This is a genomic window from Pseudomonas arsenicoxydans, assembly GCF_006438915.1.
Lineage (GTDB): Bacteria > Pseudomonadota > Gammaproteobacteria > Pseudomonadales > Pseudomonadaceae > Aquipseudomonas > Aquipseudomonas arsenicoxydans_A.
Genome location: NZ_RCZE01000008.1, coordinates 241,257 through 265,752, shown reverse-complemented (window position 1 = coordinate 265,752; position 24,496 = coordinate 241,257). Strand labels below are relative to the sequence as shown.

The following is a 24,496-nucleotide window of genomic DNA, read 5'->3' as shown; positions in this document are numbered from 1 at the left end:
TGACCATCGCGCTTCCTCGACTGAAGATGCAACGGCCTGCTTGGTGTTTGCACGGGGCTTGAACATGGCTGCGATGGAGATACCGATGAGTCCGCAACAACAAGTCCACGAGGCAATGGGGTTGCCGATGGTTGGCGGCATGCTGTGCCGTGAAATGCCTTTGTATGCCGAGCGCTACTTCCTGCATGCGACCGATCATGCCGTTCCACCGATTGGTGTTATGACGTTGCTCACCCAGTTGGGTGGTTCGCGGGTACAAGAGAGCATGAAAGGGGAGCTGCGCTCGACATCGCTGCCTTGCGTCTCGCTATTGATGCCCGCCGGTTGCGCAACCCATTGGCATTACTCCGGCAGTGTCGATTTCGCGGTGTTTTACCTCCCTGAACGAACTGACGGGGTTTTTCAGAGCTTGCGTGAACTCTGCGTTGGCGCCCAGGCTCCGTTGCCTTTCAGTGATGCCTTGGTGAGCGCCGCTGCGCGGCAACTGATGGACGAGCTAAACCTGCGGGCAAAGGCCGATCAGGGCTTCATGGCAAGGTTGGCCACGGTCATGCTCGAGCAGGTGGGCCGGGCGCTGCGTGCTGATACCAGCAGCGGCATTCATCCGCCTCATATGCACCTGGCGCGTCTGCAGGCGGTGCTGGCCTACATCCGCGAGCATCTGGCGCAAGAACTGTCGATCAACCAGCTGGCGGAACAGGCCGGGGTCAGTCCGGCGCATTTTCGCCGGCTGTTTCAGCGCGCCATGGGCCTGCCACCCCATCGTTACGTGATGAATGCGCGGCTGGAACATGCACGTAATTTACTTATACAAACCGATCTGCCGATTCTGCACATAGCTCTGGAATGTGGCTTCTGTACCCAGAGCCACCTGACGGCTGCATTCAAGACGGCACATGCAACTACGCCGGCTCAGTATCGAGCCCAGGCCGGGGACAACAGGGGACGAGCATGAAGGCAGTCGGTTAAACGCCATTTTGCGAGTCACGGAAACCAGAAAACCCGCACGGGGCGGGCTTTCTGGAGTGGTGCAGCCTTTCAGAGCCCGCTCTAAGTGGCGGGGCAGGGGCATTTGAACACGCTCCTGCTCGGCCCGGGACTCTGTAGCAAAGTCAAGGCAGGTAGGTCACGTGTACATCATTGACCTTGCCGTTGAAGGCGAATGGTGCACGGTCAAAATAATCCAGGGTGACCGGGGAGCCGAGGTCTTCAGCCACGTCGAAGGTCTCGCTCGCGGTGAAGGTCAGGGACGGCGTAAACGGCGTCACGCCTTTGGCAACTTCCTTCCCATTAAGCAGCAAGCTCAAGTTGGCGGGTGCACCGAGTTTGGCTGACGACATCGTGGTGAGTACTTCGATGCTGACTTTGCCGGCGGGTACTCGTTCGGTGGACCGGAGTTTGACGCGAGCAATTGCCAGGTCGTTGTATTCGTAAACCAGGAAGCCGTCATCCATATACAAGCTGACCCCACCACCAATACCGCCCAACGCATACAGCACGCCACTGGCGCCGGCTGGAACTTCGGCGTCGACGACTACTTTGCTGTTCTGGCTACGCAGGTTCGGTGCGGCGAACTCAGGGAAGCGCTTGATGCGATCGCTGAAGTGCCACTCGTGCTGCGTGGTGGCTATCCGTGCGGCCGGATTGAGGAACGGGTACAGACCCGCGCCAATCGGGTAAACGTGGTTGGCCTTGGCCTGCACGTCGAATTCCGCTTTCAGCTCAGCCAGTTTTTCCGGGTTGGCCGCGGCGACGTCTTTGGCCTGGGAGTAGTCATCCTGCAGGTTAAACAGCGACCATTGATCCTTCTCAGGATTCCATCCCATGAACTGGGCAAAACCTTGTACCCAAGGTTTGCGCGGGCCGAACACCGAAGCCATCCAGCCGTCCTTGTAAACGCCACGGCTGCCGAACACTTCGAAGTATTGAGCCGGTTTTTTCGATTTCACCTGAGCGTCATTGAAGGTGTAGCGCATGCTCACACCGTCAATTGGGTCTTGAGCGATACCGTTGACCTCTTTGGGCGGCGTGATCGACAGCACGTCGTAGACGGTCGGGGCAATGTCGTTAACATGATGGAATTGCCCGCGAACCTTGGCGTCTGCCTTGATCTGCTTCGGCCAGGAAACGGCCAGTGGCGTGCGCGTGCCACCGAAGTAGCCGGCGACCAGTTTGGTGCCGACAAACGGCCCCGAACCTGCCCAGGCCCAAGCCGAGTTGTACATGCTTTCAAGTTTGGGGCCGCCGAGCGCCGACAGGCCGCCGTACATTTCATCAAGGACTTTCAACTGCTGTTCTTTGGGAACCGGGATTCCGTTCTGAGCCAGCAACTCATTGATCGTGCCTTCCATGCCTTCGGCAGACGCACCGTTATCGCTGAAGACATAGAAGATCAGCGTATTGTCGCGCTTCCCTTCACGCTCCAGCTCGTCGAGGATCTTGCCGGCCTGAGTGTCGGCGTGTTCCAGGAACCCGGCATACACTTCCATCAAGCGTGCCTGATATTGTTTCTGCTCAGCCGACAAGCTGTCCCAGGCGGGCATTTCCGCCGGGCGCGGCGTGAGGACGGCGTCCTGCGGGATAAAGCCCAAGGCTTTCTGGCGCTCGAATGTCTGTGCGCGATAAGCATCCCAGCCACCGTCAAACTTGCCTTTGTATTTGTCTGCCCACTGCGCGTTCACCTGGTGTGGGCCGTGTACGGCACCCGGCGTCCAGTACATGAAAAACGGTTTGTCCGGCGCGTAGGTTTTTTGATCCTGCAGCCAGTTCACGGCCTGATTCGCCAAGTCCTCACTGAGGTGATATTTCGGGTCGCGTGGCGGCTCGATTGGCGTGGTGTCGCGGTACAGGCGCGGCTCGTACTGCGAGGTTTCGCCGGCCAGGAAACCGTAGAAATGTTCGAAGCCGTAGGCGGTCGGCCAGCTATCGAATGGGCCCGCAGCCGTCGTTTCCATCGGCGGGGTGTTATGCCATTTGCCGAACGCAGCGGTGCTGTAGCCGTATTGCTTGAGCACTTCGGCCATGGTCGCCGAGCTTTTCGGAATCTTGCCGGTGTAGCCATCCCAATCGGTGGCCAGTTCGGCAATCACGCCGTTGCCGACGCGATGGTGATTGCGTCCGGTCAACAACGCGGCCCGGGTGGCGGAGCTGATCGCGGCAGTATGAAAGGCGTTGTAACGCACGCCGCTGTCGGCAACCCGGCTCAGGGTCGGCGTATGGATCGCACCGCCGACGGTGTCGGACTGCGCGAAGCCGGCATCATCGAGCATGATCACCAGGATATTCGGCGCGTCGGCCGGCAAGTGAGATTGTTGCTGGCGTTTTTGATGCTTCGATGCTTGCAGCGTCGGTTGGGCGTCACTGGCCGAAGGCGTCGGCGGGAAGGGCAGCGAGTCTTGTGCAGAGGCGACCGAGCTGGCCAGCAGCGCGCAGAGTTTTAATGTGAACCGCCCGGCGGGTTGCAGCTTCTGGGACATGGATGTCTCCGTTTTTTCTTGTAATTGCAACAACACAGCCGCCCGGTCGAAACCGGGCGCCTGCGACACTGGGAGGCTGATCAGACCGAAAAGCTGGTGATGTCTTTAGGCTCGATATCATTGGCTTTGCAGAACGCCAGATAACGCTCGACACTGGATTTCCAGTTTTCGATGGCGACAAGGTTGTTGTTGTCGTCGAAATACAGCAGGTCACCCACCGTAATGTTCAGGGTGATGATTTCATCGCCATATTCAGTCAACCCGATCGGGGTATGACTGGTGCCGGCGGTTTCGAAAACCACGCCGCCCTGTTTCGAAATCCAATCGTGTTCCAGGTATTTCCAGGCGCCCTTGATGGTGTAGACGACGACCGTGCCGGAATGATGATGCTTGGCCAGAGGAACGCCCGCCGGAGCCTTGAGCAGGGTGATGGTCTCGCCGCGAATCGGGTCGCACTTCAGGTATTTGATGAAGACTTCATCGCTGTAAGGCGTGAAGGGGACCCACGGCAAGTCATCGGCGTCGATCGAGGCGGTATCGATGTTTTCATAAAACATTTTTGTTGTTCTCTTGTGGGGTGAGAGGGTTCACGGTGTTCAGAGGCATCCTGTATCGCCTGCGCATTTACCACCCCCCCATTGGCGAGGGGGGATGATCAGCAGCGCTGTGCCGCAGCCAGTCGGCTGCCGCTCAAGTAACGCCAGAACAACACCGCAAAGAGGATGTCACCCGATGCCAGGGCCGGCAGTTGCAGAGGGATGCTGCCCGCCAGCCAGTGCCCACCTATGAGGATGGCTACCATGATTTTCAGGAGCAGCCCGAGCACGATGTAGGGCCTGAAACGAACCGGATCGCGGCTGACCATCCAGTACGCCCAACCAAACATAACCACCAGTCCCATGGTGATTTGAATGAACAGGGCAGACGTCGGCGTGATCTCCAGTCCCATCAGATCGGCAACCGGACGCAGGGCTATCAGCATTGGCAGGCCGGCGAGTACGTTGAAGCAAGCGGCGGACTTGAACAGCCCATTGGTGTATTTGGTTTGCATGATTCGATTCCTCAAGCCATCAGTTTGAGCAGTTTTGGATAACTGTTCGGGAACAGTCGACTCACCCAGAACACGGTTCTCGACTTGTTCCCGGTCAAAATGCGTTTCGAGCCTTTGCGCAGGCCTTTGATGATGTCGGCGGCACACTCCTCAGCAGGGGTCAGCAGCATGCCGGCGGCGAGGGCCGCGAACTTTTCTTCTTCTGGGCCGCCTGCCTTGCAGCGCCGGCTGGCTTTTTCGATGTTGGTCTTGATGCCGCCGGGGTGAACACACACCGCGCGTACGCCGGTGTTCTCGAGTTCCGACCACAGGCATTCGGTCAGGCCGCGAATGGCAAATTTCGACATGTTGTAGGCACTCTGCATCGGATAACCCAGCATTCCGAAAATGCTGGAGATGTTGACGACGCAACCTTCGCGTTGCTCCAGCATCATCGGCAAAAACGCCTTGGTGCCGTAGAGCACGCCCCACAGGTTGATGCCGAGTTGCCACTCGTACTCTTCGATCGACGTGTTGGCTACCGTGCCGACAACGGTGGCGCCTGCGTTGTTGATGACGAAATGCACAGTGCCGAAATCGCGTTTGACCTCGTCAGCGTGGGCTTGAAAGGCGTCCCATGACGCCACGTCCAGTAGATAGCTGTTGACGTTGCTACCGGCGGGCAGGCGCCGCAGGGTTTCGTCGAGACCCACGCGATTAATGTCGGAAAGCGCCAGGCGCGCACCGGCTTCTGCCAGTTGAATCGCCAGTTCCCGGCCAATGCCGGAACCTGCACCGGTAATGACCACTACTTTGTTTTGAAACATGTCTTTTATCCTTGTTATTTTGATGTTTCACCCGCCACCGCCCATCACCAGGACTGGAGGGTTACTTACTGAGAATGTGAATGGCGACAGCGGCTTCTTCGATGCCCTGCAATCCGCCACCGTTTTCCTGAATGCCGTGGCGCGCGCCTTCGACCTGGCGTTTGCCGGCCTCACCGCGCAATTGAATGACCAGCTCGCAAAGTTGACCGATGCCGGTAGCGCTGATGGGATGTCCCTTGGATTCGAGACCGCCCGACGTGTTGACCGGGATTCGGCCACCGAGCGTGAAATCACCGCGTTCGGCGCACGGCCCGCCCATGCCGGGTTCGGCCAGTCGCAGGTTTTCGACCTGGATGATTTCGCCCATCGCCGAGGCGTCATGCACTTCGGCGACATCGATATCTTCCGGGCTCAGCCCTGCGAGTTCATAAGCGTGGTCGGCTGCACGTCGCGAGATGTTCAGCTCTGGCTGATCGAGGCGACGATGGCTGAAACTGCGGATCACGCTGGCCGCCACCTTGATGCAGCGACTGCGATCCGCGCCGATACGCTTGAGGCCTTCCTCGGTGCAGAGGATTGCGGCTGCAGCGCCATCCGAAAGCGGTGCACACATCGGCAGGGTGATCGGGTAGGTGATCGGCGGTGCTGCGAGGATCTCTTCGATGGTGAACGGCTTGCGAAACTGCGAAAACGCGTTGTGCACCGAATGGGTATGGTTCTTGGCCGAGACCGCCGCGATCTGCCGTTGTGTGGTGCCGTAGGTTTTCATGTGATAGCGGCACATGGCGGCATAGATTGCCATGAACCTGCTGTAGGGTTTGTCCGACTCCGAACCTTCGGGAATATCGACACCTTCGCCCATGTTCACCAGCGTTTGGTAGTTCTCTTCGACGCGAGACACGTCCCATCCACCCTCAAAAATCTGGAAGGCCTTCGCTTTGTCGGGAATGTTCATTTTTTCGGCGCCCAGCGCCAGAGCGACATCGGTCGTGCCAGCCTGGAGGCTTTGCACGGCCAGGTTGAACGCCGAGCTTCCAGAGGCGCAGGCGTTTTCCACGTTGTAGACCGCAATGCCCTCAATGCCGATCTTGCTGAACACGACCTGGCCCGGTATGGAAATCTGGCCTTGCAGCGGGCCGTTGGTCATGCCGGCATAAAAGGCGATGCCCAAGTCCTGGCGGCTGCAGTTGGCGTCTTTCAGTGCGCCTTCCAGCGCTTCGCGCGCGAGGTCGTCGAGGCTGCGCTCCAGATGACGGCCGAAAACTGTCATCGCGATGCCGGCAATGTAGATTGTGCTCATGCAACTCTCCTGACGGACGCCGCATGACTGCGGCGCCGTTTTACGATGGTGGGGGCGAGGGGCGGTGAATCAGATCTGGCGTTGCGCGCCGTCCCAGTAGCGGGCACGCAGGTCTTTCTTCAGAACCTTGCCCACCGGGCTGCGTGGCAAACTGTCAACGAAGTCCACGGTTTTGGGTGCCATGACGCCACCCAGCCGGGATTTGCACAGATCGATGAGTTCCTGCGACGTAACGGTATGCCCGGGGTTGAGTTCAACCACGGCCTTGACCGCCTCGCCCCATTTCTCGTCGGGCACGCCGATCACGGCGCAGTCCTGTACAGCCGGGTGGCTCCACAAGACTTGCTCGACTTCACTCGGATAGACGTTGAAGCCGCCGGTGATGATCATGTCCTTCTTGCGGTCGGTCAGGTGCAGGTAGCCTTCAGCGTCGATATGGCCGATGTCGCCGGTGTGCAGCCAACCATCGACGATGGTCTGCGCGGTCACTTCCGGCTGTTTGTAATAGCCCTTCATGACCAGATCGCCCTGCACGCAGATTTCACCGGTTTCGCCCCGGGCCAGAATCTGCCCTGCATCGTTCATCATTTCGACCCGAATCAGCGGGTTGGGGCGGCCGACCGAGGACAGACGGCTGTCACTGGCCAGTTCACCGTTTACCAGATGCTCGTCCGGGCGCAGGTTGGCGATGCTCGCGGGGGCCTCGGTCTGACCATAACCACCGGCCATGATCGGACCGAAGATTTCAATGGCCTTTTTCAGCTTTTCGACTGACATCGGCGCGGCGCCGTACAGCAGGTATTTCACCGAGGAGAAGTCGACCTTTTCGATGCCGGGGATTTCCAGCAGCTTGTAAATCACCGTCGGCGGCAGAAAGAATTCGCTGACCTTGTGTTGTGCAATGGATGTCAGCATCAACGCGGGATCTGGTTTTGGAAGCACGACTACCGTGCCACCTTGAGCGGTGCAGGGCACTGCCAGCAGACCTGCGGTGTGGGTCATTGGCGCGGCGGCCATATTCACCGGTTTAAGCCCGTCGCGATAAGCACAGGCGAGCATGAAGTGCGCAATGAAGGTTTGCGCACTGCGATGCGTATTCATCACGCCTTTGGGCTTGCCGGTGGTGCCGCCGGTGGGCGACAGCATGACCACGTCGTCCATGTCATAGGCGACTTCCGGGCGTGTCGACGGCTGGCCTGCGGTCCAGGTGTCCAGCGACGGTGTATCGCCGTCGGTGGCGTCGATGCAGATCCAGTGCTTGATCTTCGGCAGGGAAGGCCGGATGTCGGCCATCGCTGCTGCGAATTCGTGCTGGTAGAACATCACGTCACAATCGAACGCGTCGAGAATGTCGGTGTTCTCCTGAACGGCATTGCGCCCGTTGACCGGAATCCAGGTCATGTTCGCGCGCCACAGCCCCAGGGTACAGGTCCAGGCCGTCACGTCATTGCCAGCCCAGATCGCGCCTTTGGTTCCCTTCGGCAAGTCCAGTGCGAGCAGCGCGTTGGCGATGCGGCAGGACAGTTCGCCGATTTCATTAAACGTAAAGGAACGCTCGCCCTGGATGTAGGCGATGGCGCTGGGATCAATGCGCCAACCGCGATCATAAAAATCGATAATTGCCATGTCAGTTCCTGAGTTGCAGGTCAGAGCTGGGTAACGGTGGCGCGGGCCAGACCACGTTCTTCAAGGAAGCCCAGCAGGTAGCGATGACCAAAGGCTTTGGAGCCGGAGACGAAACCGACCTTGTTGGTGTCGCCATCGATCAGTTTGATCGCCGCTGCAGTCTGCAAGGCGCCGGTGGCGATGTAAGCGGTAGTGCCGTGCACGGTGGCCCGCACGGCAGACAGCTGGCCGCGGCCGATGGCGGTATCGACCATGCGTGTAATGGTGGTGCGCTCGCGCGGCGGCATGGTCGGAGTAGTCGACTGGACCAATTGCTGGATGACGGCGTCCTGCTGTTCGGGTGGCAGGAACTTGTACTCTGACTCCCACTTCTGGCCCACGGCATGCACCATTTTCATGACGTCGTTGTCGTAGAAGCCGACGCAGGAAACGCAGGAACGCACCCGGGGATCATTCTCGAAATACACCGGCAACGAGGTGCCGCCCCATGGCAAGGCGAAGACCGGGCTCAAGAAGTCAGGCGAGGCGATGTTGAAGGAAGTGCCCATCGCGTGCGGTACAAGCTTTTTCTCCCACAGGTAGCATTGTTCTGAGCGAAACAGCTCGAAAATCGATGCGGTCGAACCGACGGTGACACCGGCTGCGCCGCCACGCGGGCCACGGCAGAGTGTCGAGGTTTCCAGCGCGTCGATGCCCGGGTGTTCCAGGGCCAGTTCGGCGGCGATTTCAGCGTAGGTGTACATGTAGGACAGCGAGGGTGATACCACCAGACCGGCCTGCGCATACAGCTCGCCGAACTGCTCACGGACCTGGCGCATGTAGCCCTGTTCCCCGGTGGTGTCGAGGTGATGGCAACCCGCCTTGAGTGCTGCTTCAACGGTGGTCAGACCGAAGTGGACGAACGGGCCGACGGTGTTGCAAACGACCTTGGCGCCTTTGAAGGCGTGGGTGAGTGCTTCAACGGTATGGTCGGCTTCGATGATTTCGTAGGTGGCCGATTCCAGACGAACCACGCGTTGCGCCATCATTTCTTGCGCGCGCTTGGCATTGCGAGCGACGGCGGTGAACGGGATGTTCTGGTCAATCAACCAGTCCATGGTCAGCATGCCGGTGTAGCCGCTGGCGCCGTAAACTACTACAGGGTATTTAGCCATTTCGTGAGCTCTCTTGTTTTTGGAGTATTGCTGGATGGGGTGTCGAGGTCAGTGCTGCGACCAGCCTTCGGCATAAAGTTGTTGGCACAGCAGGCCAACACGCATGGTGATGACGTAGTTCTCGCCGTCCTCGATCAACGCCGAGCGGGCATCGCGGAACAGCTTTTCAATCGGGTATTCACGGGAAGTGCCCGCGCCGCCGAACAGTTGCAGGGCTTCGCTGACGACCTTCATGCATTCTTCGGTGACGGTCACTTTGGCCGAAGCAGTGGCGTATGGATGGGTATGCGGGGAGAGGCGGGCGTAGGCCAGCGAGCGCCGCGCGACACTGCGTGACAACTCGACACGGCGCATCATGTCGCCCAGGCGATAGCGGGTCAGCTGATGGTCAATCAGTAACTGGCCGCCCTGTTTGCGCTCGTGGCAATACTGCAAGGCCAGCTCAAAAGCCGAGCGGGCGACACCGGTGAAAACCTGCGACATGTGCGTGCCGGCGTAGGACCACGCCGACGATTGATTGCCGTAGTACTGGTCTTTTTCTGCGACCGCAAAACGGCGCGGTACGGTGACGTTGTCGAAGTAAATCTCGCCCTGGGGCAGTGAGCGCTGGCCAATCTTGTCCAGCGGTTTGCCACGGGAAATGCCGGGCAGGTCAAGGGGGATAATGACCGCCAAGCCGTGGGGCCGACCGTCGGCATCGAAATAACCGTCACCGTAATCGGCGGCGATGTAAGCCAGACCGACCTGCGCTACGGCACCGTTCGATACCCAGGCTGAACACTGGCCATTAAGGACGATGTTGTCCTTTGTGACCCTGGCGCTGAGATTGCCCTTGTTGCCGGCTTGATCCTTGGGCCATTCGCGTTTCATGTCGTAGACCATGATGTCGCTGCCCTTGTCCGGATGGGTAATCATCCAGCAACCGATCTTGCCGGTGCACAGCTCCACCAGTTCCTGGTTGCCAACTGACATCGCCATCTGCAAAGGAAAACCTGCAGCGCCCAACGAGACCCCCAGGCCAGCATCGCCCCATCCCATCTCTTCGCCAATCAGCGATTCCAGCCGAATCGCGACGTCGGGCTCGAACTGGGAAAAGAAATCAGGGGTAAGTCCCAGCTTCGAGGCTTCCTGATAGACCGTCCAGAACGGCGAGCCAGGGGCGCAAACATCCTCGGCGCTCATTTTATCGAGCTCCTGGCCGATCGGACGCAGAACGTTTTTGGCGAATTGGTGCACGGAATGCTGGACGGCGCGCTCCACTTCGTTAAGCGGCGTTTCAAAGCCGGTCAGTCCTACATCCGGCAGCTGTAAGGTGTCGTGCAACTTGATCATTGTCATACCCCTGCGCCTGTTATTGGCATTCAGATGCATCTGTTTTCTGGGGTAGGAAAATGACGTGGTTTGATCGTTTAAACCCCCCCATTGAAGAGGGGGAGAAGAGAGCGCGAGAAATGTTGCATCCGGATCGTTGCGGGCTCTTCAGGCAGCGCTTTGAAGACGTTGAGCAGGTTGAAGTCGATGGTGGTGATATTCATCGTGCTCATATCATTCAGCAGCGAATCGGGCTTTATTCATGACCCTGCGGCGCCGGAGAATGAGCAATACCTGATGCCAATGGAGTCACTGCGATGCCCAAGTCAATCGTTGCCGCGCTGCAAATCGGCGCCTTGCCCGGAGGCAAAGCCGACACCCTGGAACAGATCCTGTCCTGGGAAAACGCCCTTACCGAATCCGGGGCGCAATTGGTGGTGATGCCCGAAGCGTTGCTCGGCGGTTACCCCAAGGGCGAAGGGTTTGGTACGCAGCTGGGTTATCGCCTGCCGGAAGGGCGTGAAGCGTTTGCCCGGTATTTCGCCAATGCCATCGACGTGCCGGGCGCCGAGACTGAAGCCCTGGCCGGGTTGTCGGCACGTACCGGGGCCAATCTGGTGATTGGTGTGATCGAACGCGCGGGCAGTTCGCTGCATTGCACGGCACTGTATTTCGACCCGCAGGCCGGGCTGATTGCCAAGCACCGCAAACTGATGCCCACCGGCACCGAGCGGTTGATCTGGGGCAAGGGCGATGGCTCGACGTTGCCGGTGATCGACAGCCAGATCGGGCGGATTGGCGCGGTGATTTGCTGGGAAAACATGATGCCGCTGCTGCGCACGGCGATGTACGCCAAAGGTATTGAGGTGTGGTGCGCGCCGACGGTGGATGAGCGCGAGATGTGGCAAGTCACCATGCGCCATATCGCCCACGAAGGACGCTGCTTTGTGGTCAGCGCCTGCCAGGTTCAGGAGTCACCGCAGGCGTTGGGCGTGGAGATTGCCAACTGGCCGGCGGATCGGCAGCTGATTGCGGGGGGGAGTGTGATTGTCGGGCCGATGGGTGACATTCTGGCCGGGCCGTTGCGCGACGGCGCGGGTTTGCTGACGGCTGAAATCGACACGGACGATTTGATTCGCGCGCGATATGACTACGACGTGGTCGGGCACTATGCGCGGCCGGATGTGTTTGAGCTGACGGTGGATGAACGCGCCAAACCCGGTGTCCGATTCATCGCATAACAAATGTGGGAGCGGGCTTGCTCGCGAATACGGTTCATCATTCAGCAGAGTATTGACTGATCCACCGCTTTCGCGAGCAAGCCCGCTCCCACATTGGATTTGTGGTGATCAAGATTGCGGGGTTTGCCGGGGGACTGCGATCGTTCCCGGCAGGCTCAGTTTGCCGGTATCCGTGAACCGCATCGTGCCAAACAATCCGCCCGCCAATTTGCCGCGCAGCACGTACGGCAAATCATTGAGCGATTGCGCCTGACTCAGTCCGAGGGTTTGGCGCAGCACCGAAAACGCCGAAACGCTGACCGGCACTGTCAGCACCGTTTCAGAGAAGCGCGCAATCGACCCCGACTGATCGCTCATGCCCGAAGCCAGCGGCTGTCCATTGACCTCCAGGTCCAGCGCTACGCCGTTGTAGTCGATGGGGCTTTCATTGGGGTTCTGCACGCGGATTTTCACCGCAAAACGAATTTCCATGCCCTGGCTTTGCAGCGGTTCGATGCCGACCACATTGATGTTCAACGGGTCGCGATTCGGGAACAGGGCGCAGGCGCTCAACGACAGTAAAAGCAGAGAAAGCAGGACGGCGTGGACGCTGCGCATGAAAAGACTCTCGAAAAGAAAAGGGCTGAACCGCTCAAGGCTCAGCCCTTGAGCCTTACGGACGGTTCAACTGTGCGACAGCCCCAGGCGTTGCGGGTTCAGCCTTGGCCGGCACATCGGGGTTTTCCATGACCTGCAGGATCGAGGCTTCCGGATCGAAATCGTCTTCTTCCAGCGCCATGAACTCCTCGGGCAGGAAGATGTTCAGCACGATAGCGCACAACGCCCCGACGGTAATCGGCGATTCAAAAATGTTGTGCAGCGCCAACGGCAGCTCGCGCAACACCTCAGGCACCGCCGCTACGCCCAGGCCCAGGCCGAGGGAGATCGCCACGATCAGCATGTTGCGTCGATGCAGGCCGGCTTCGGCGAGGATCTTGATCCCGGCCACCGCCACGGTGCCGAACATCACCAGTTCGGCGCCGCCGAGTACCGGTTTTGGCATCAGTTGCAGCACCGCGCCGATCATCGGGAACAACCCCAGCAGCACCAGCAAACCGGCAATGAAGAACGCCACGTAACGACTGGCCACACCAGTGAGCTGGATCACGCCGTTGTTCTGCGCAAACGTGACCATCGGCATGCTATTGAATACGGCAGCCATGGCAGAGTTGAGGCCGTCGGCGAGCAGGCCGGATTTGATCCGGCGAATGTAGATCGGGCCTTTCACCGGTTGCCGGGAAATCATCGAGTTGGCAGTCAGATCACCGGCGGCCTCCAGCGGCGATACGAGGAAAATCACCGCGATCGGCACAAACGCGACCCAATCGAAGTTGAAGCCGTACTTGAACGGCACCGGCACACTCATCAGCGGCACATCGGGCAGGCTGGCGAAATTGACGTCGCCCATCAGCCAGGCCACGACATAACCCAAGGTCAGGCCGATCACGATAGCGCCGAGGCGCAGAAACGGCACATCGACCCGGTTCAACAGCACAATGGTGCCGAGCACCAGGGCGGCCAGCGCCAAATGACTGGCCGCGCCGAGGTCTGCTGCACCGAAGCCGCCGGCAATGTCAGTCATGGCCACTTTGATCAGCGACAAGCCCATCAATGTGATGATCGTGCCAGTCACCACCGGGGTGATCAGCATCCGCAGTTTGCCGATGAACTGGCTCAACGCGACTTCAATGAACGCCGCAAAAAAGCACACGCCAAAGATCGTCGAGAGGATTTCATCGGTTCCGCCGCCCCGCGCCTTGACCATGAACCCGGCGCTGAGAATCACACTGATGAACGAAAAACTGGTGCCTTGCAGACACAGTAAGCCAGAGCCGACCGGGCCAAAGCGCCGGGCTTGAACAAAGGTGCCCAGGCCCGAAACGAACAACGCCATGCTGATCAGGTAGGGTATTTCGTTTTGCAGGCCGAGGGCACCGCCCATGATCAGGGTCGGGGTGATGATGCCGACAAAACTCGCCAGTACATGCTGCAAGGCGGCGAAGACGGTGGCGGTCAGGTGCGGACGGTCGTTGAGGCCGTAAATCAGGTCGTTGTTGCGCAAGACGGGGGCTTTTTCAGAGGCGGTCATGGTGGGTTGCGTGCCAAACGGCGGGCCGGGTCAGAAAATGGAGGCGCAGGATGCCAGCAGTGGGCACTGAGGGCAAACGGTACAGTGGTCGTGTACGCAGACCTGTGGCGAGGGGGCTTGCCCCCGTTGGGATGCGAAGCGGCCCCTGCATTTCGTCAGGCTTACTTTGCATGCTGATCTTACGACGGCTACGCCGCCCAACGGGGGCAAGCCCCCTCGCCACATTTACTTTGAGGTGAAGGCTGAAAGCAGGTCCTGCTCAAACGCCTTTTGCGCATCCCCCGGCACCTGAGCGCGATGCCGCGCCAGGTGGAATGCCACTTCAAAACTCATGTCGCCCTCGCGCACGGCGCGCAACAATCCCTTGTCTACCCAGCTGCGGGCGAAGTGATCGGGCAAATAACCGACATGCTTGCCAGACAGAATAAAGGCGAGGGTGCCTTCGACCTGTTCCGAGCGCGCCGAACATAATTTGCCCTGAAACGGCTCGTCACTGCGCAGGAAGCGGTAAGGGTGATCGACCCGGTCGCAGGCTTGCAGCGCTTCGTCGTTCGGCGCGTCATCGGTGAACAATGGATGACCGGGGGCGCAGTACAGGTGCTGGGTTTCGGTGAACAGCTCGCGATAGTCAAACGCGCTTTGTACCTGGGAGAAATAACCGATGGCCAGGTCCAGTCGTTGCTGCAGCAGCAAGCGTTCCATTTCCCCGGGCATGGCACTGATCAGCTCGATGCGCACCGACTCGTCCCGCTCACGAAAGCGCCGGATCGCGTCCGCCACCTGTTGCAGCACGGATTGATCAAGGGCTTCGGACAGTCCCATGCGTACTTCGCCGATCAATCTGCCCGCCACGCCGTTGGATTGATGCCGAAACGCTTCGATGGATTCAAACAGTCCGCGCGTCGCGGTCAACAGTTGCTCACCCTTGGGCGTGATCTTGAAGCCACCCTTGCCGCGACTGCACAGGCGATAACCCAGCCGGGTTTCCAGCTTGGCCATTTGCTGGCTGATGCTTGATTGGCTCAGGCCCAGTTCACCCTGGGCGGCGCTGAAGCCACCGCACTCGACCACGCGGACAAACAGGCGCAGCAGTTGCAGGTCGAGATCGTGAAGTTGCCCGAGCATCAAACATTACTCCGTCATAAAGTCAGGTTAACAAACTTGATATTTCGCCAATGTAACCGAGCGCGCAACCTGCAACCACTTCCTCTGGTCAGGTGTTCGTCATGGCTCTCAAGTTCAAGCTGTGTTTCCCCGCGTTATTGCTCGCCATGGCTGTGTCGGCCCAGGCGCAGGAAAAAACCGTCAACCTCTACAGTTGGGCCGATTACGTGGCGCCTGAAACCTTGCAGGCCTTCGAAAAGGAAACCGGGATTCACGTGCGCTACGACACCTTCGATTCTTCGGAAGTGCTGGAAACCAAACTGCTGACGGGCGGCAGTGGGTATGACGTGGTGGTGCCGTCGTCTAGCGTGTTGGCCCGTGGTCTTACGGCCGGTGCACTGAAGGAAATCCCGCACGAAGGGCTCAAGGGTTACGCCAACCTGGATCCGGATCTGCTGGAAAAACTGGCCGTTGTCGATCCCGGCAATCGTTACGGCGTGCCGTATACCTGGGGCACGTTGGGTTTGGGGATGAACGTGGAAGCGGTGCAAAAGCGTTTGCCGAATGTGCCGCTCAACAGCCTCGACCTGCTGTTCAAACCGGAATACGCCAGCAAGCTGAAAGACTGTGGCATCGCGATTCTCGATTCGCCGCAAGAAGTCATCGGCCTGGCGCTGCACTACTTGGGTAAAGATCCCTACAGCACCGACAAGGCTGATCTGACAGCCGCCGAGGCGTTGTTGCATCAGTTGCAACCCAATGTGCTGTACGTTGCCACCGGCCGGCAGATCAGCGACCTGGCCAATGGCAGCGTGTGCCTGGCGCTGACCTACAACGGCGATGCGAGCGTGGCCGCCGATCAGGCACGCAAGGCCAACAAGCCGTTTGAGGTGGCGTACCGGATTCCCAAGGAAGGCACGATCGTCTGGCAGGACAATCTGGCGATTCCCAAAGACGCGCCGCACCCCGAAGAGGCCCGGGCTTTCATTGAGTTCATGTTGCGTCCTGAGTCCGTCGCGGCGCTGACCAATACGCTGTTCTTCGCCACGGCCAACCAGGCGGCCACCCCGCTGGTGGATGAAGCCGTGCGCACCGACCCCGATATTTTCCCACCGTCCGATATGCGCATACGCCTGTATGCCGACCAAAGCATGAGTCTCAAGGACCTGCGTTTGCGCACTCGCCTGTGGACCACCTTCCGTAGCCACCAATAATTAAAAAGGAGATCACCATGGACGTCCCGATGCAAAACGATCAAGCCATGACCCGCGACAGTCTCTACGGGACTTGCGCCGAAAGCACCTACGCCGGCATCACCAGTTTCATGCGCCGTCGCTACAGCCGCGACCTGCGCGGTGTCGACGTCGCGGTCAGCGGTGTCCCGTTCGACACCGCCACCAGCAACCGCCCCGGCGCACGGTTTGGACCACGCGGGATTCGCGCCGCATCCACCGGAATTGCCTGGGAGCGCCACTGGCCGTGGACGTTTGACCCGTTCGATCACTTGGCTGTCATCGACTACGGCGATTGCGACTTCGATTACGGCTCGCCGCACACGGTGCCGGAAAGCATCGAAGCCCACGCCGAGCACATCCTGAACAGCGGTAGCGCGATGCTGACGTTCGGCGGCGATCACTTCATTACGTACCCGCTGCTCAAGGCCCATGCGCGCAAACATGGTGCGTTGTCGTTGATCCACTTCGACGCCCACAGCGACACCTGGCCGGACGAAGAGGGCAAGCGGGTCGACCACGGCACCATGTTCTGGCACGCGGCGAAGGAAGGGTTGGTGGATCCGTCGCGTTCGGTACAGATCGGTTTGCGCACCACCAATGACGATCACCAGGGGTTCCAGGTGCTGGATGCGCGCCAGGTGCATCGCCAGGGTTGCGAGGCGATTGTCGAGGCGATCCGGGCGAGGGTAGGGGATAACCCGGTGTACCTGACGTTCGACATCGATTGCCTCGATCCTGCTTTTGCGCCTGGTACCGGGACGCCGGTTTGCGGCGGCTTGAGTACCGTTCAGGCACTGGAGATTCTGGGTGGTTTGCGCGGGATCAATCTGGTGGGCATGGACGTGGTGGAAGTTGCACCGGCCTATGACCATGCGGACATCACCTCGCTGGCGGCAGCGACCTTGGCGATGGAAATGCTGTGTCTCTATGCCGCCAGACACAAGGTCGACCGGTAGTACACCAACCCGATGTGGGAGCGGGCTTGCTCGCGAAGGCAGAGTGTCAGCCGGTACAAATGCTGACTGAAACACCGCCTTCGCGAGCAAGCCCGCTCCCACATTAGATCGCTGTCAGGCCACCGGGATGATGGGCAGGTCGAGGGTACGGTCACCGCTAAACCGTGAAAAAGAGCCGGCAAGCGTTTCGTGCGGCACACCTTTGGCCACATCGCTTGCGCCATCGAGTCGCGACAACTGATCCGCGCTCAGTTGCACGTTCAGTGCGCCCAGTGTTGCATCCAATTGTTCACGGGTGCGCGAGCCCAGAATCGGAATCAGCGCAGTGCTAGAGCGCTGCGCTTTTGCCCGCAACCAGGCAATGGCCACGTGCGTCGCGCTCGCCTCGAGTTCGGCTGCAACGGCGAGCAACGTATCAAGAATGGCGGTTTCCCGGGCGCCTTTTTCCGCATGAATCAACATGCCGAGTTTGGCCGCGCGATTGTCGCCATCGTTGGCGCGGTACTTACCGGTGAGAAAGCCACCACCCAATGGTGACCATAATGTTGCGGCCAGGCCCAAGGCTTCAGCCATTGGAAGTTGTTCACGTTCGGCAGTGCGTTCCGCCAGGCTGTATTCCACCTGAATGGCTGCGATCGGCGAAAAACCACGCACCTCGGCCAACACGTCGGCGCGGGCGATGCGCCACGCGGGGAAGTTCGACAGCCCTGCGTAATGGATCTTGCCGGCGCGTACCAGATCATCGAAGCCGCGCAAGATTTCTTCCATAGGCGTCACGCCATCGCTCATGTGCGCCCAAAACAGGTCCAGGTGATCGGTTTTGAGCCGGGTCAGGCTTTCTTCCACGGCACGAACCATGTTTTTGCGGTTGTTACCGGTGTGGGAAATGCTCGCGGACGGCGTCGTCCCCAAGGTGTACTTGGTGGCGATGACCAGGCGATCGCGCTCTGCCGCAATAAATTCGCTGAGCATGACTTCCGACTGACCCGCCTGATAACCGTTGGCGGTGTCGATGAAGTTGCCGCCGGCCTCCAGGTAGCCATCGAAAATACGCCTGGCTTCGTCGCGCTCGGCGCCGTGCCCCCAACCCGTGCCGAAATTGCCAGCGCCCAGCGCCAGTTCCGAAACCCGCAAGCCGGTTTTGCGGCCGAACACTTTGTAATGCATGGAGTGACTCCTGATAAAAGACGCCGGATTAAATATAGATGTCTAACAACATGTATTAAATATGATGCCAGTAATCTATGTCGTCAATGTGCTTTACCGGCAGAGGCCGATCAGGTGACCATCGGACGTTTTCTCTGCTGCCACTTTCTGACAGGGGCCTCTGCTAAGCTCCGACGACTTTTCCAGAAAGAGCCTGCCCATCGTGTCGCGTACCACTCGTTTACTCACGTTGTTACAAGTGCTGCGGGGCAAGAGTCGTCCGGTGACAGCTGCGACGCTCGCCAGTGAGTTGGAAATTTCCGAGCGCACGCTGTACCGCGACATCGCCGAGCTCACCGCGCTCGGCGCTCCGATCTTCGGCGAAGCGGGGGTTGGTTACGTACTGCGTAGCGGTCTGTTTCTGCCGCCCTTGATGCTCAATGCCGACGAGACCGAAGCCATCGTGCTGGGGTTGCGCTACGTCGATCAGCGCGGCGACGAAGTGTTGAGTAAAGCGGCGGCTAACGCATTGGCCAAGATTGCCGCCGTGTTGGCCCCTGAAGCCCAGGACGCGTTGCGCAACCCGACAGTGCTGCCGGGGCCGCCCGGTTATGGCTATCCGGAAAATGTGGTGCCGTTGAGCGTGATTCGCCAAGCCATCCGCGACCAGTCCAAGCTGAACATCGACTACGCCGACGCCAACAAGGTGCCCAGCCAGCGGCTGATCTGGCCATTGGCGTTGGGTTTTCTCAATGAAGTGCGGATCATTGTCGCCTGGTGCGAATTGCGCAGTGCCTACCGGACCTTTCGCACCGACCGGATTTGCGCCGCCAATGAGCACGGCGAGCGTTACAGGGGCGCCGCAGCGACCTGTTACGGGTCTGGCGCAAACAGATGCAACTGGATGAAGCGGGGCGTTTCACTCCTGACAAGAATTGACACAGACTTGTCTTAGCATGGTTGCAGAATCAATAAACAAGGAGCCGTAACCATGTCCAATCCCGCCTCTTCACTGGCCCCCGCCATCGCCGCCTACATTGCCGCTGCCAATGCCCGCGACACCTCCGGGGTCGGCAGTTTTTTCGCCGAGGATGCCAACGTGTTCGATGAAGGCCAGCACCAGATCGGCACCCGCGAAATCGCCCAATGGATGGAAGACACCGCACAGCGCTATCAGCCCCGGGTCGAGGTGCTGGATGTTCAGCAGCGCACTGGCAAGGTGCTGGTGCACAACCTGATCTCCGGTACCTTTCCCGGCAGCCCGCTGGAACTGCGCTACATGTTCCGCCTCAACGAACAGGGCAAGATCGCCCGGTTGGACATCTCGCTCTGACCCGACGGCATGGCATACTCCCGCGCATGAATGTCGACTCTCCGTTAAGCGCCTGGCAACACGCCATTGAAACCAAGGGCTTCGTCCAGGACGAAGCCCAGGAACACGCGGTGTGGGCACTGCAAAAATGCCACGAAGCCTTGCATGAAGGGCGAACGCCGATTACCGGTGTTTACCTGTGGGGACCGGTCGGGCGGGGCAAGACCTGGTTGATGGATCAGTTCTATCAAACCCTGCGCGTGCCTGCCCGGCGTCAGCATTTCCACCACTTCATGGGATGGGTGCACCAGCGCTCGTTTCAACTGACCGGCACCGCCGACCCCTTGAAAGCGTTGGCGCGGGAGTTGAGCGAGGAAGTGCGCGTCCTGTGTTTCGACGAGTTGTTCGTCAATGACATCGGTGACGCAATCATTCTCGGGCGCTTGTTTCAAGTGATGTTCGAGCAAGGCGTGGTGGTGGTGTGTACCTCCAACCTGCCGCCGGACCAGCTCTACGCCGATGGTTTCAATCGCGACCGCTTTATGCCCGCGATTGAGGCGATCAAGCGGCATATGCAGGTGATCGCGGTGGAGGGCGGCGAAGACCATCGTCTGCACCCGGGCACTGCATTGCAGCGCTACTGGGTGACCGATGACGCGCATCCCGACGCACTGGGCGACGTGTTCAAGGCCTTGACCGTGGGCCAGTCCGTGTCCAGCGACCCGGTGACGGTCGGCTACCGTCACGTCAATGTCCTGCAGGCCAGCGCCGGGGTGCTGTGGTGCCGTTATGCCGACCTGTGCGAGCAACCTTTTTCGGCCATGGACTTCATGGCCCTGTGCGACACCTACAGCGCTATTCTGTTGAGTGAAGTGCCGAACCTCAGCGCGCAAAAACGCGAAGGACGCATCGCCCGCGGCACCGAAGACGCCGCTGAGCACGTTGTTGCAGGAGACCGCGAACTGCCGCAATTGTCCGTGCACGACGATGGCGTGCGGCGGTTCATCGCGCTGGTGGACGAGTGCTACGACCGCAAAGTGCCGCTGTACCTCGAAGCGCAGGTGCCGATGGAGGCCTTGTATACCGAGGGTTATCTGGAATTCCCGTTTCGCCGCACGTTAAGCCGTTTGAAGGAAATGCAGCTGCAACGCTTTGCTGAAGCCTGATTTTCGGGAGCCGCGAACATGAATCAGCCCCTGTCTCACCATTTGCTGACCATGGCTTATCAAAACGCCTGGGCTAATTATCGACTCGCCAAAGCCTGGAGCCAGTTGACCCCGGCCGAGCTGGCGGCTTCGCGAGTCAGCTTCTTCCCCAGCCTCGTCGCCACCCTCAATCACATCCTGACCTGCGACTGGTTTTACGTGGACGCACTGGAGCGCGAGTTGCGCGGTGATGATCCACACCCCGACTGCTACGTTTTTTTCAAGGACGACCTGCGGTTCACCGTTGGCGCTGACCTCAAGCGCGAGCAATCGCTGGTCGACAATCGGTTGATCGCTTATTGCGAGCAATTACGCGATGCCGACCTCGGGCGAATCGTCACCATCGCTCGGGACACGCCGCAACATGACAGCCGTTTGCGTCTACTGTCCCACTTGTTCGAACACCAACTGCATCATCGCGGCCAGGTCCATGCGATGCTCAGCGGCACCTCGGTGGCACCGCCGCAACTGGATGAGTTTTTTTGCTCCGGCGAGTCGGGTTTGCGTGCGGCGGATTTTGCCGAGCTGGGCTGGACCGAGACGCTGATCTGGGGTGTTTGAGGCAGGATCAGGTTGTCGGCGATGGCGACTCACGCTAATGTCCTCCGACTTTGTGGCGCGAGTAACGCGCCGGGACAACTCGACGGGATAGCAACGATGGAAATGGAATCCGCAGACATTCTGGTACTTCAGGCCAGCTACACCAATCCGGTGCACGCCGAGGCGATTGGCGTGGTGCTCAATGCCTATGCCCAGGACCCGATGGGCGGCGGGCACGCATTGCCCGAAGATATTCTGCAGCAGTTGCCGGGAGAGCTGGCCAAGCGTCCACATGCCTTCAGCGTGTTGGCGTTTGTGGACGGCGCGCCGGCCGGGCTGGTCAATTGCTTCGAAGGTTTCTCGACCTTTGCCTGCCGGCCACTGGTCAACGTGCACGATGTGTCGGTGGTGCCGCAGTTTCGCGGGTTGGGGCTGAGCCAGAAGATGCTGCAAAAGGTTGAAGACATTGCCCGTCAGCGAGGCTGCTGCAAGATCACCCTGGAAGTCCTCGAAGGCAATGCGGTCGCTCAGGCGTCCTACGGCAAGTTCGGTTTTGCCGCCGGCATGTTCGATCCAGCCCATGGCCGCATGCTGTTCTGGACCAAGAACCTTTAACCGCACAGGCATAAAAAAGGGCGCCCCTCAGGACGCCCGGCCGGCTTGGATTACTTCGGCTTATAAGACTCGGTCATTTGTGCGGTTGGATCAGTGGGTACTGGCAGTTCGATGTTTTTGACCTCGAAGCCATTAGCCCTCTGTTGGGCGAGATGTAATTTTTCGTAGTAGTAATGCATGCGTTCGCCGCCGCGTTCTGCAAAGGCTGGGGCTGAACTGAGGATCAACAGGCTGGCGAGGATCAGGGGTGTACGTTTCATGGGTTTCTCCCATTACGTGTAGTGGGCCTTTCGTCCGTGAACCAATGTCGAAAGGACATTATCCGCCGATTCAAGCAAATGGGAATGCGCTTGTTAGAGCTTCCAATCGAGGCTCAATGTGAGGGCGCGCGGGTCACCCCAAAACACACCGTTGTAGAACCCGACTTTGTCGTAGGTCAGGGCCTGCCAGTCGCCAGTCGCCAGTCGCCAGGCACACGGTGTCCGAGTCCGACGTCTGTAAGCTTCAGGGCACAGCGAAAGGGGCCGGAATCGGCCCCTGAATGGATCTACTGCTGAACGACGGTCGGATCAACTTTCGGCTTCATCAGGCTGAAGTCGATCAGTGGGCGCACCTCGCGCTCATAAGGGTTGCCGATCATCAATGGGTGCGGCTTAAAGTTGGCGCTGACCAGGCTCTTGCTGCGGTCCAGTTCATCAAAACTCAAACCGGCCAGATCTGCCCAGGTGTGAATCAGTTGCGAGCTGCTGTAAGGCCGGCTCAGGTCCGCGGCAAAACTCCAGTCATGGTTTTCACGCCATTTCGACGAAGCCCAGGCCATGAACGGGATGGTGTACATCGGCGCGGTCGGCTTGTTCTCGTTACGGCCAAGGGTGGTGTGGCCGACGGAGTCGAATACGTCTTCGCCGTGGTCGGAGAGGTACAGCAGGAAGCCATTCGGATCGGACTTGGCGTAGTCCTTGATCAGGCTCGATACCACAAAGTCGTTGTACAGGACTGCGTTGTCATAGCTGTTGTATGTCGGCACCTGGTCGTCGCGCACGCCGTCCGGCACACCTTTACGGTCGGTGAACTTGTCGAACGTCGGCGGGTAACGGTACTGGTAGCTCATGTGCGTGCCGAGCAAATGCACCACGATCAACTTGCGCGGCGCGGCATCGGCCAGTGCCTTGTTGAACGGCTCGATCACGTCGCCATCGTACTGCGCAGCGTTCTGGTTACGGTTGTTGTTCAGGTACACCTGCTCGTCGGCCTGCTCGGAGAAGGTCGTGAGCATGGTGTTGCGCTTGGTCATGGTCTGCTGGTTGGTGATCCAGAACGTCTTGTAACCCGCCTGTTTCATCATGCTGACCAGCGACGGCGTGGACAGGTAAAGGTCCGGATTTTCTTCGTCAGCGAAGGTCAGCACCTGCTGCAACGCCTCGATGGTGTAAGGGCGCGGGGTGATGACGTTGTCGAAGACCGTCAGTTGATCCTTGAGCTTGTCGAGTTCTGGCGTGGTTTCCCGCGGGTAGCCGTAGAGGCTCATGCGCTGACGGTTGGTGGACTCGCCGATCACCAGCACCAGGGTCGCCGGCTGGTTGGCCATGGTGTCCGTCAGGTTTTTCAGCGGTGCAATCTTGCTCGCGCTGTGCAGCATGTCTTGCATGCCCGCCAGAGTTTCCAGATAGCGGTGATAAGCCACGGCCATCTGCCAAGGCACGGCAGGCTCGATGCGGGTTTCGAACTTGTCGAAACCTTCTGCAAAACTGCCGGTGCGCGCGGTCTGTTTGACCAGCGGGTAACCGACCACGGCAATCACAATGGCCGTCGCGGCCACCAGTGCCTGCCAACGAGGAAGGACCACTGGGCGCAGGCGAGTCCACAGGAAATAAGCGAACAGTGTGTGGGCGAGGAACGCCGCGACCATCCACCAGGCGAAATACTGGGTCATGTACTCGCCCGCTTCAGAGATGTTCGACTCGAACATGATGAAGATGACGCTCTGGGAAAACTCCTGCTGGTAAATAAAAAAGTAACCCAGGCTGGCCATCGAGCAGGCCCACAGCACGACGCCGATCACCGCCGCCATCACGCGCGTCTGTTTAGGGAACAACAGCATCGGCGCAAGCCAAATGGCGCTCATCACAAAGGCCTGGCGGAACCCGGTAAAGCCCGAGGTGCCGGTCAGTTGAATGAGTAATTGGGTGATGCCGGAAAAATACCAGAAGAACAGGAACAACCAGAGGAATCCTGCCCAATCGAAACCTATCGCAGACGTAGTGCTGCGTTTAAACAAAGCCATTCAACG

The 24,496-nt window shown here is 59.4% G+C and carries 23 protein-coding genes and 1 pseudogene; 10 read left to right on the top strand and 14 right to left on the bottom strand.

What is annotated here, in order from left to right; translation table 11 throughout:
- The first annotated feature begins 85 nt into the window (after positions 1-85).
- A complete protein-coding gene (locus tag EAH78_RS18710) occupies positions 86-955 on the top strand; it encodes a helix-turn-helix domain-containing protein (protein WP_140668828.1) in 870 nt (289 codons plus the stop codon).
- 157 nt (positions 956-1,112) lie between these two features.
- Here the strand turns inward: EAH78_RS18710 and EAH78_RS18705 are convergent, their stop codons facing one another.
- The 8 genes from EAH78_RS18705 to EAH78_RS18670 all read right to left on the bottom strand — a co-directional run bounded on the left by EAH78_RS18705 (position 1,113) and on the right by EAH78_RS18670 (position 10,745).
- The gene (locus tag EAH78_RS18705; RefSeq protein WP_140668827.1) at positions 1,113-3,476 is read right to left on the bottom strand and encodes an arylsulfatase; all 2,364 of its coding nucleotides are present in this window, start codon (positions 3,474-3,476) and stop codon (positions 1,113-1,115) included.
- A gap of 80 nt (positions 3,477-3,556) precedes the next feature.
- Positions 3,557-4,033: a 2,4'-dihydroxyacetophenone dioxygenase family protein gene (locus EAH78_RS18700; protein WP_140668826.1), complete on the bottom strand. Its 477-nt coding sequence runs from the start codon at positions 4,031-4,033 to the stop codon at positions 3,557-3,559.
- Positions 4,034-4,131: 98 nt separating this feature from the next.
- Positions 4,132-4,527 carry a hypothetical protein gene (locus tag EAH78_RS18695; protein WP_140668825.1) on the bottom strand — a complete coding sequence of 132 codons (396 nt, stop codon included), beginning with the start codon at positions 4,525-4,527 and terminating at the stop codon, positions 4,132-4,134.
- A gap of 11 nt (positions 4,528-4,538) precedes the next feature.
- Positions 4,539-5,333: an SDR family NAD(P)-dependent oxidoreductase gene (locus EAH78_RS18690; RefSeq protein WP_140668824.1), complete on the bottom strand. Its 795-nt coding sequence runs from the start codon at positions 5,331-5,333 to the stop codon at positions 4,539-4,541.
- Between the two features lie 61 nt (positions 5,334-5,394).
- On the bottom strand, positions 5,395-6,633 hold the full coding sequence (locus EAH78_RS18685; RefSeq protein WP_140668823.1) for a thiolase family protein: 1,239 nt from the start codon (positions 6,631-6,633) through the stop codon (positions 5,395-5,397).
- A 69-nt stretch (positions 6,634-6,702) separates the two neighbouring features.
- Positions 6,703-8,259 carry an AMP-binding protein gene (locus EAH78_RS18680; protein ID WP_140668822.1) on the bottom strand — a complete coding sequence of 519 codons (1,557 nt, stop codon included), beginning with the start codon at positions 8,257-8,259 and terminating at the stop codon, positions 6,703-6,705.
- 20 nt (positions 8,260-8,279) lie between these two features.
- Positions 8,280-9,413: a saccharopine dehydrogenase family protein gene (locus EAH78_RS18675; protein WP_140668821.1), complete on the bottom strand. Its 1,134-nt coding sequence runs from the start codon at positions 9,411-9,413 to the stop codon at positions 8,280-8,282.
- 48 nt (positions 9,414-9,461) lie between these two features.
- Entirely contained in the window at positions 9,462-10,745 is a 1,284-nt protein-coding gene (locus tag EAH78_RS18670) for an acyl-CoA dehydrogenase family protein (RefSeq protein ID WP_140668820.1), read from the bottom strand.
- Between the two features lie 59 nt (positions 10,746-10,804).
- Here EAH78_RS18670 and EAH78_RS18665 point away from each other — a divergent pair, with 59 nt between their 5' ends.
- A complete protein-coding gene (locus EAH78_RS18665) occupies positions 10,805-10,990 on the top strand; it encodes a hypothetical protein (protein WP_140668819.1) in 186 nt (61 codons plus the stop codon).
- A 51-nt stretch (positions 10,991-11,041) separates the two neighbouring features.
- A complete protein-coding gene (locus EAH78_RS18660) occupies positions 11,042-11,965 on the top strand; it encodes a carbon-nitrogen hydrolase family protein (RefSeq protein ID WP_140668818.1) in 924 nt (307 codons plus the stop codon).
- A gap of 108 nt (positions 11,966-12,073) precedes the next feature.
- Here the strand turns inward: EAH78_RS18660 and EAH78_RS18655 are convergent, their stop codons facing one another.
- From EAH78_RS18655 to EAH78_RS18645, 3 genes are all read right to left on the bottom strand, one after another.
- Complete coding sequence (locus EAH78_RS18655) at positions 12,074-12,562, bottom strand: LEA type 2 family protein (RefSeq protein ID WP_140668817.1); 489 nt, start codon at positions 12,560-12,562, stop codon at positions 12,074-12,076.
- Between the two features lie 55 nt (positions 12,563-12,617).
- Complete coding sequence (locus EAH78_RS18650; RefSeq protein WP_140668816.1) at positions 12,618-14,093, bottom strand: nucleobase:cation symporter-2 family protein; 1,476 nt, start codon at positions 14,091-14,093, stop codon at positions 12,618-12,620.
- A gap of 225 nt (positions 14,094-14,318) precedes the next feature.
- On the bottom strand, positions 14,319-15,218 hold the full coding sequence (locus EAH78_RS18645) for a LysR family transcriptional regulator (RefSeq protein WP_140668815.1): 900 nt from the start codon (positions 15,216-15,218) through the stop codon (positions 14,319-14,321).
- Positions 15,219-15,319: 101 nt separating this feature from the next.
- Between EAH78_RS18645 and EAH78_RS18640 the strand changes: the two genes are divergently transcribed.
- A complete protein-coding gene (locus EAH78_RS18640) occupies positions 15,320-16,411 on the top strand; it encodes a polyamine ABC transporter substrate-binding protein (protein WP_140668814.1) in 1,092 nt (363 codons plus the stop codon).
- Positions 16,412-16,428: 17 nt separating this feature from the next.
- A complete protein-coding gene (gene speB / locus EAH78_RS18635) occupies positions 16,429-17,388 on the top strand; it encodes an agmatinase (protein ID WP_140668813.1) in 960 nt (319 codons plus the stop codon).
- A 114-nt stretch (positions 17,389-17,502) separates the two neighbouring features.
- Here the strand turns inward: speB and EAH78_RS18630 are convergent, their stop codons facing one another.
- On the bottom strand, positions 17,503-18,555 hold the full coding sequence (locus EAH78_RS18630; RefSeq protein WP_140668812.1) for an aldo/keto reductase: 1,053 nt from the start codon (positions 18,553-18,555) through the stop codon (positions 17,503-17,505).
- Positions 18,556-18,757: 202 nt separating this feature from the next.
- On the opposite strand from EAH78_RS18630, the pseudogene EAH78_RS18625 reads away from it, so the two are divergent.
- From EAH78_RS18625 to EAH78_RS18605, 5 genes and pseudogenes are all read left to right on the top strand, one after another.
- Positions 18,758-19,473: pseudogene (locus EAH78_RS18625) on the top strand (helix-turn-helix transcriptional regulator).
- A gap of 52 nt (positions 19,474-19,525) precedes the next feature.
- Positions 19,526-19,867: a nuclear transport factor 2 family protein gene (locus EAH78_RS18620; protein ID WP_140668811.1), complete on the top strand. Its 342-nt coding sequence runs from the start codon at positions 19,526-19,528 to the stop codon at positions 19,865-19,867.
- Between the two features lie 26 nt (positions 19,868-19,893).
- The gene (gene zapE / locus EAH78_RS18615) at positions 19,894-21,012 is read left to right on the top strand and encodes a cell division protein ZapE (RefSeq protein WP_140668810.1); all 1,119 of its coding nucleotides are present in this window, start codon (positions 19,894-19,896) and stop codon (positions 21,010-21,012) included.
- Positions 21,013-21,030: 18 nt separating this feature from the next.
- A complete protein-coding gene (locus EAH78_RS18610; protein ID WP_140668809.1) occupies positions 21,031-21,612 on the top strand; it encodes a DinB family protein in 582 nt (193 codons plus the stop codon).
- 102 nt (positions 21,613-21,714) lie between these two features.
- On the top strand, positions 21,715-22,206 hold the full coding sequence (locus tag EAH78_RS18605) for a GNAT family N-acetyltransferase (RefSeq protein ID WP_140668867.1): 492 nt from the start codon (positions 21,715-21,717) through the stop codon (positions 22,204-22,206).
- A 50-nt stretch (positions 22,207-22,256) separates the two neighbouring features.
- Here EAH78_RS18605 and EAH78_RS18600 read toward each other — a convergent pair whose 3' ends face one another.
- A complete protein-coding gene (locus EAH78_RS18600) occupies positions 22,257-22,466 on the bottom strand; it encodes a hypothetical protein (protein ID WP_140668808.1) in 210 nt (69 codons plus the stop codon).
- Positions 22,467-22,753: 287 nt separating this feature from the next.
- Entirely contained in the window at positions 22,754-24,490 is a 1,737-nt protein-coding gene (locus EAH78_RS18595) for a phosphoethanolamine transferase CptA (RefSeq protein ID WP_140668807.1), read from the bottom strand.
- Positions 24,491-24,496: the final 6 nt, after the last annotated feature.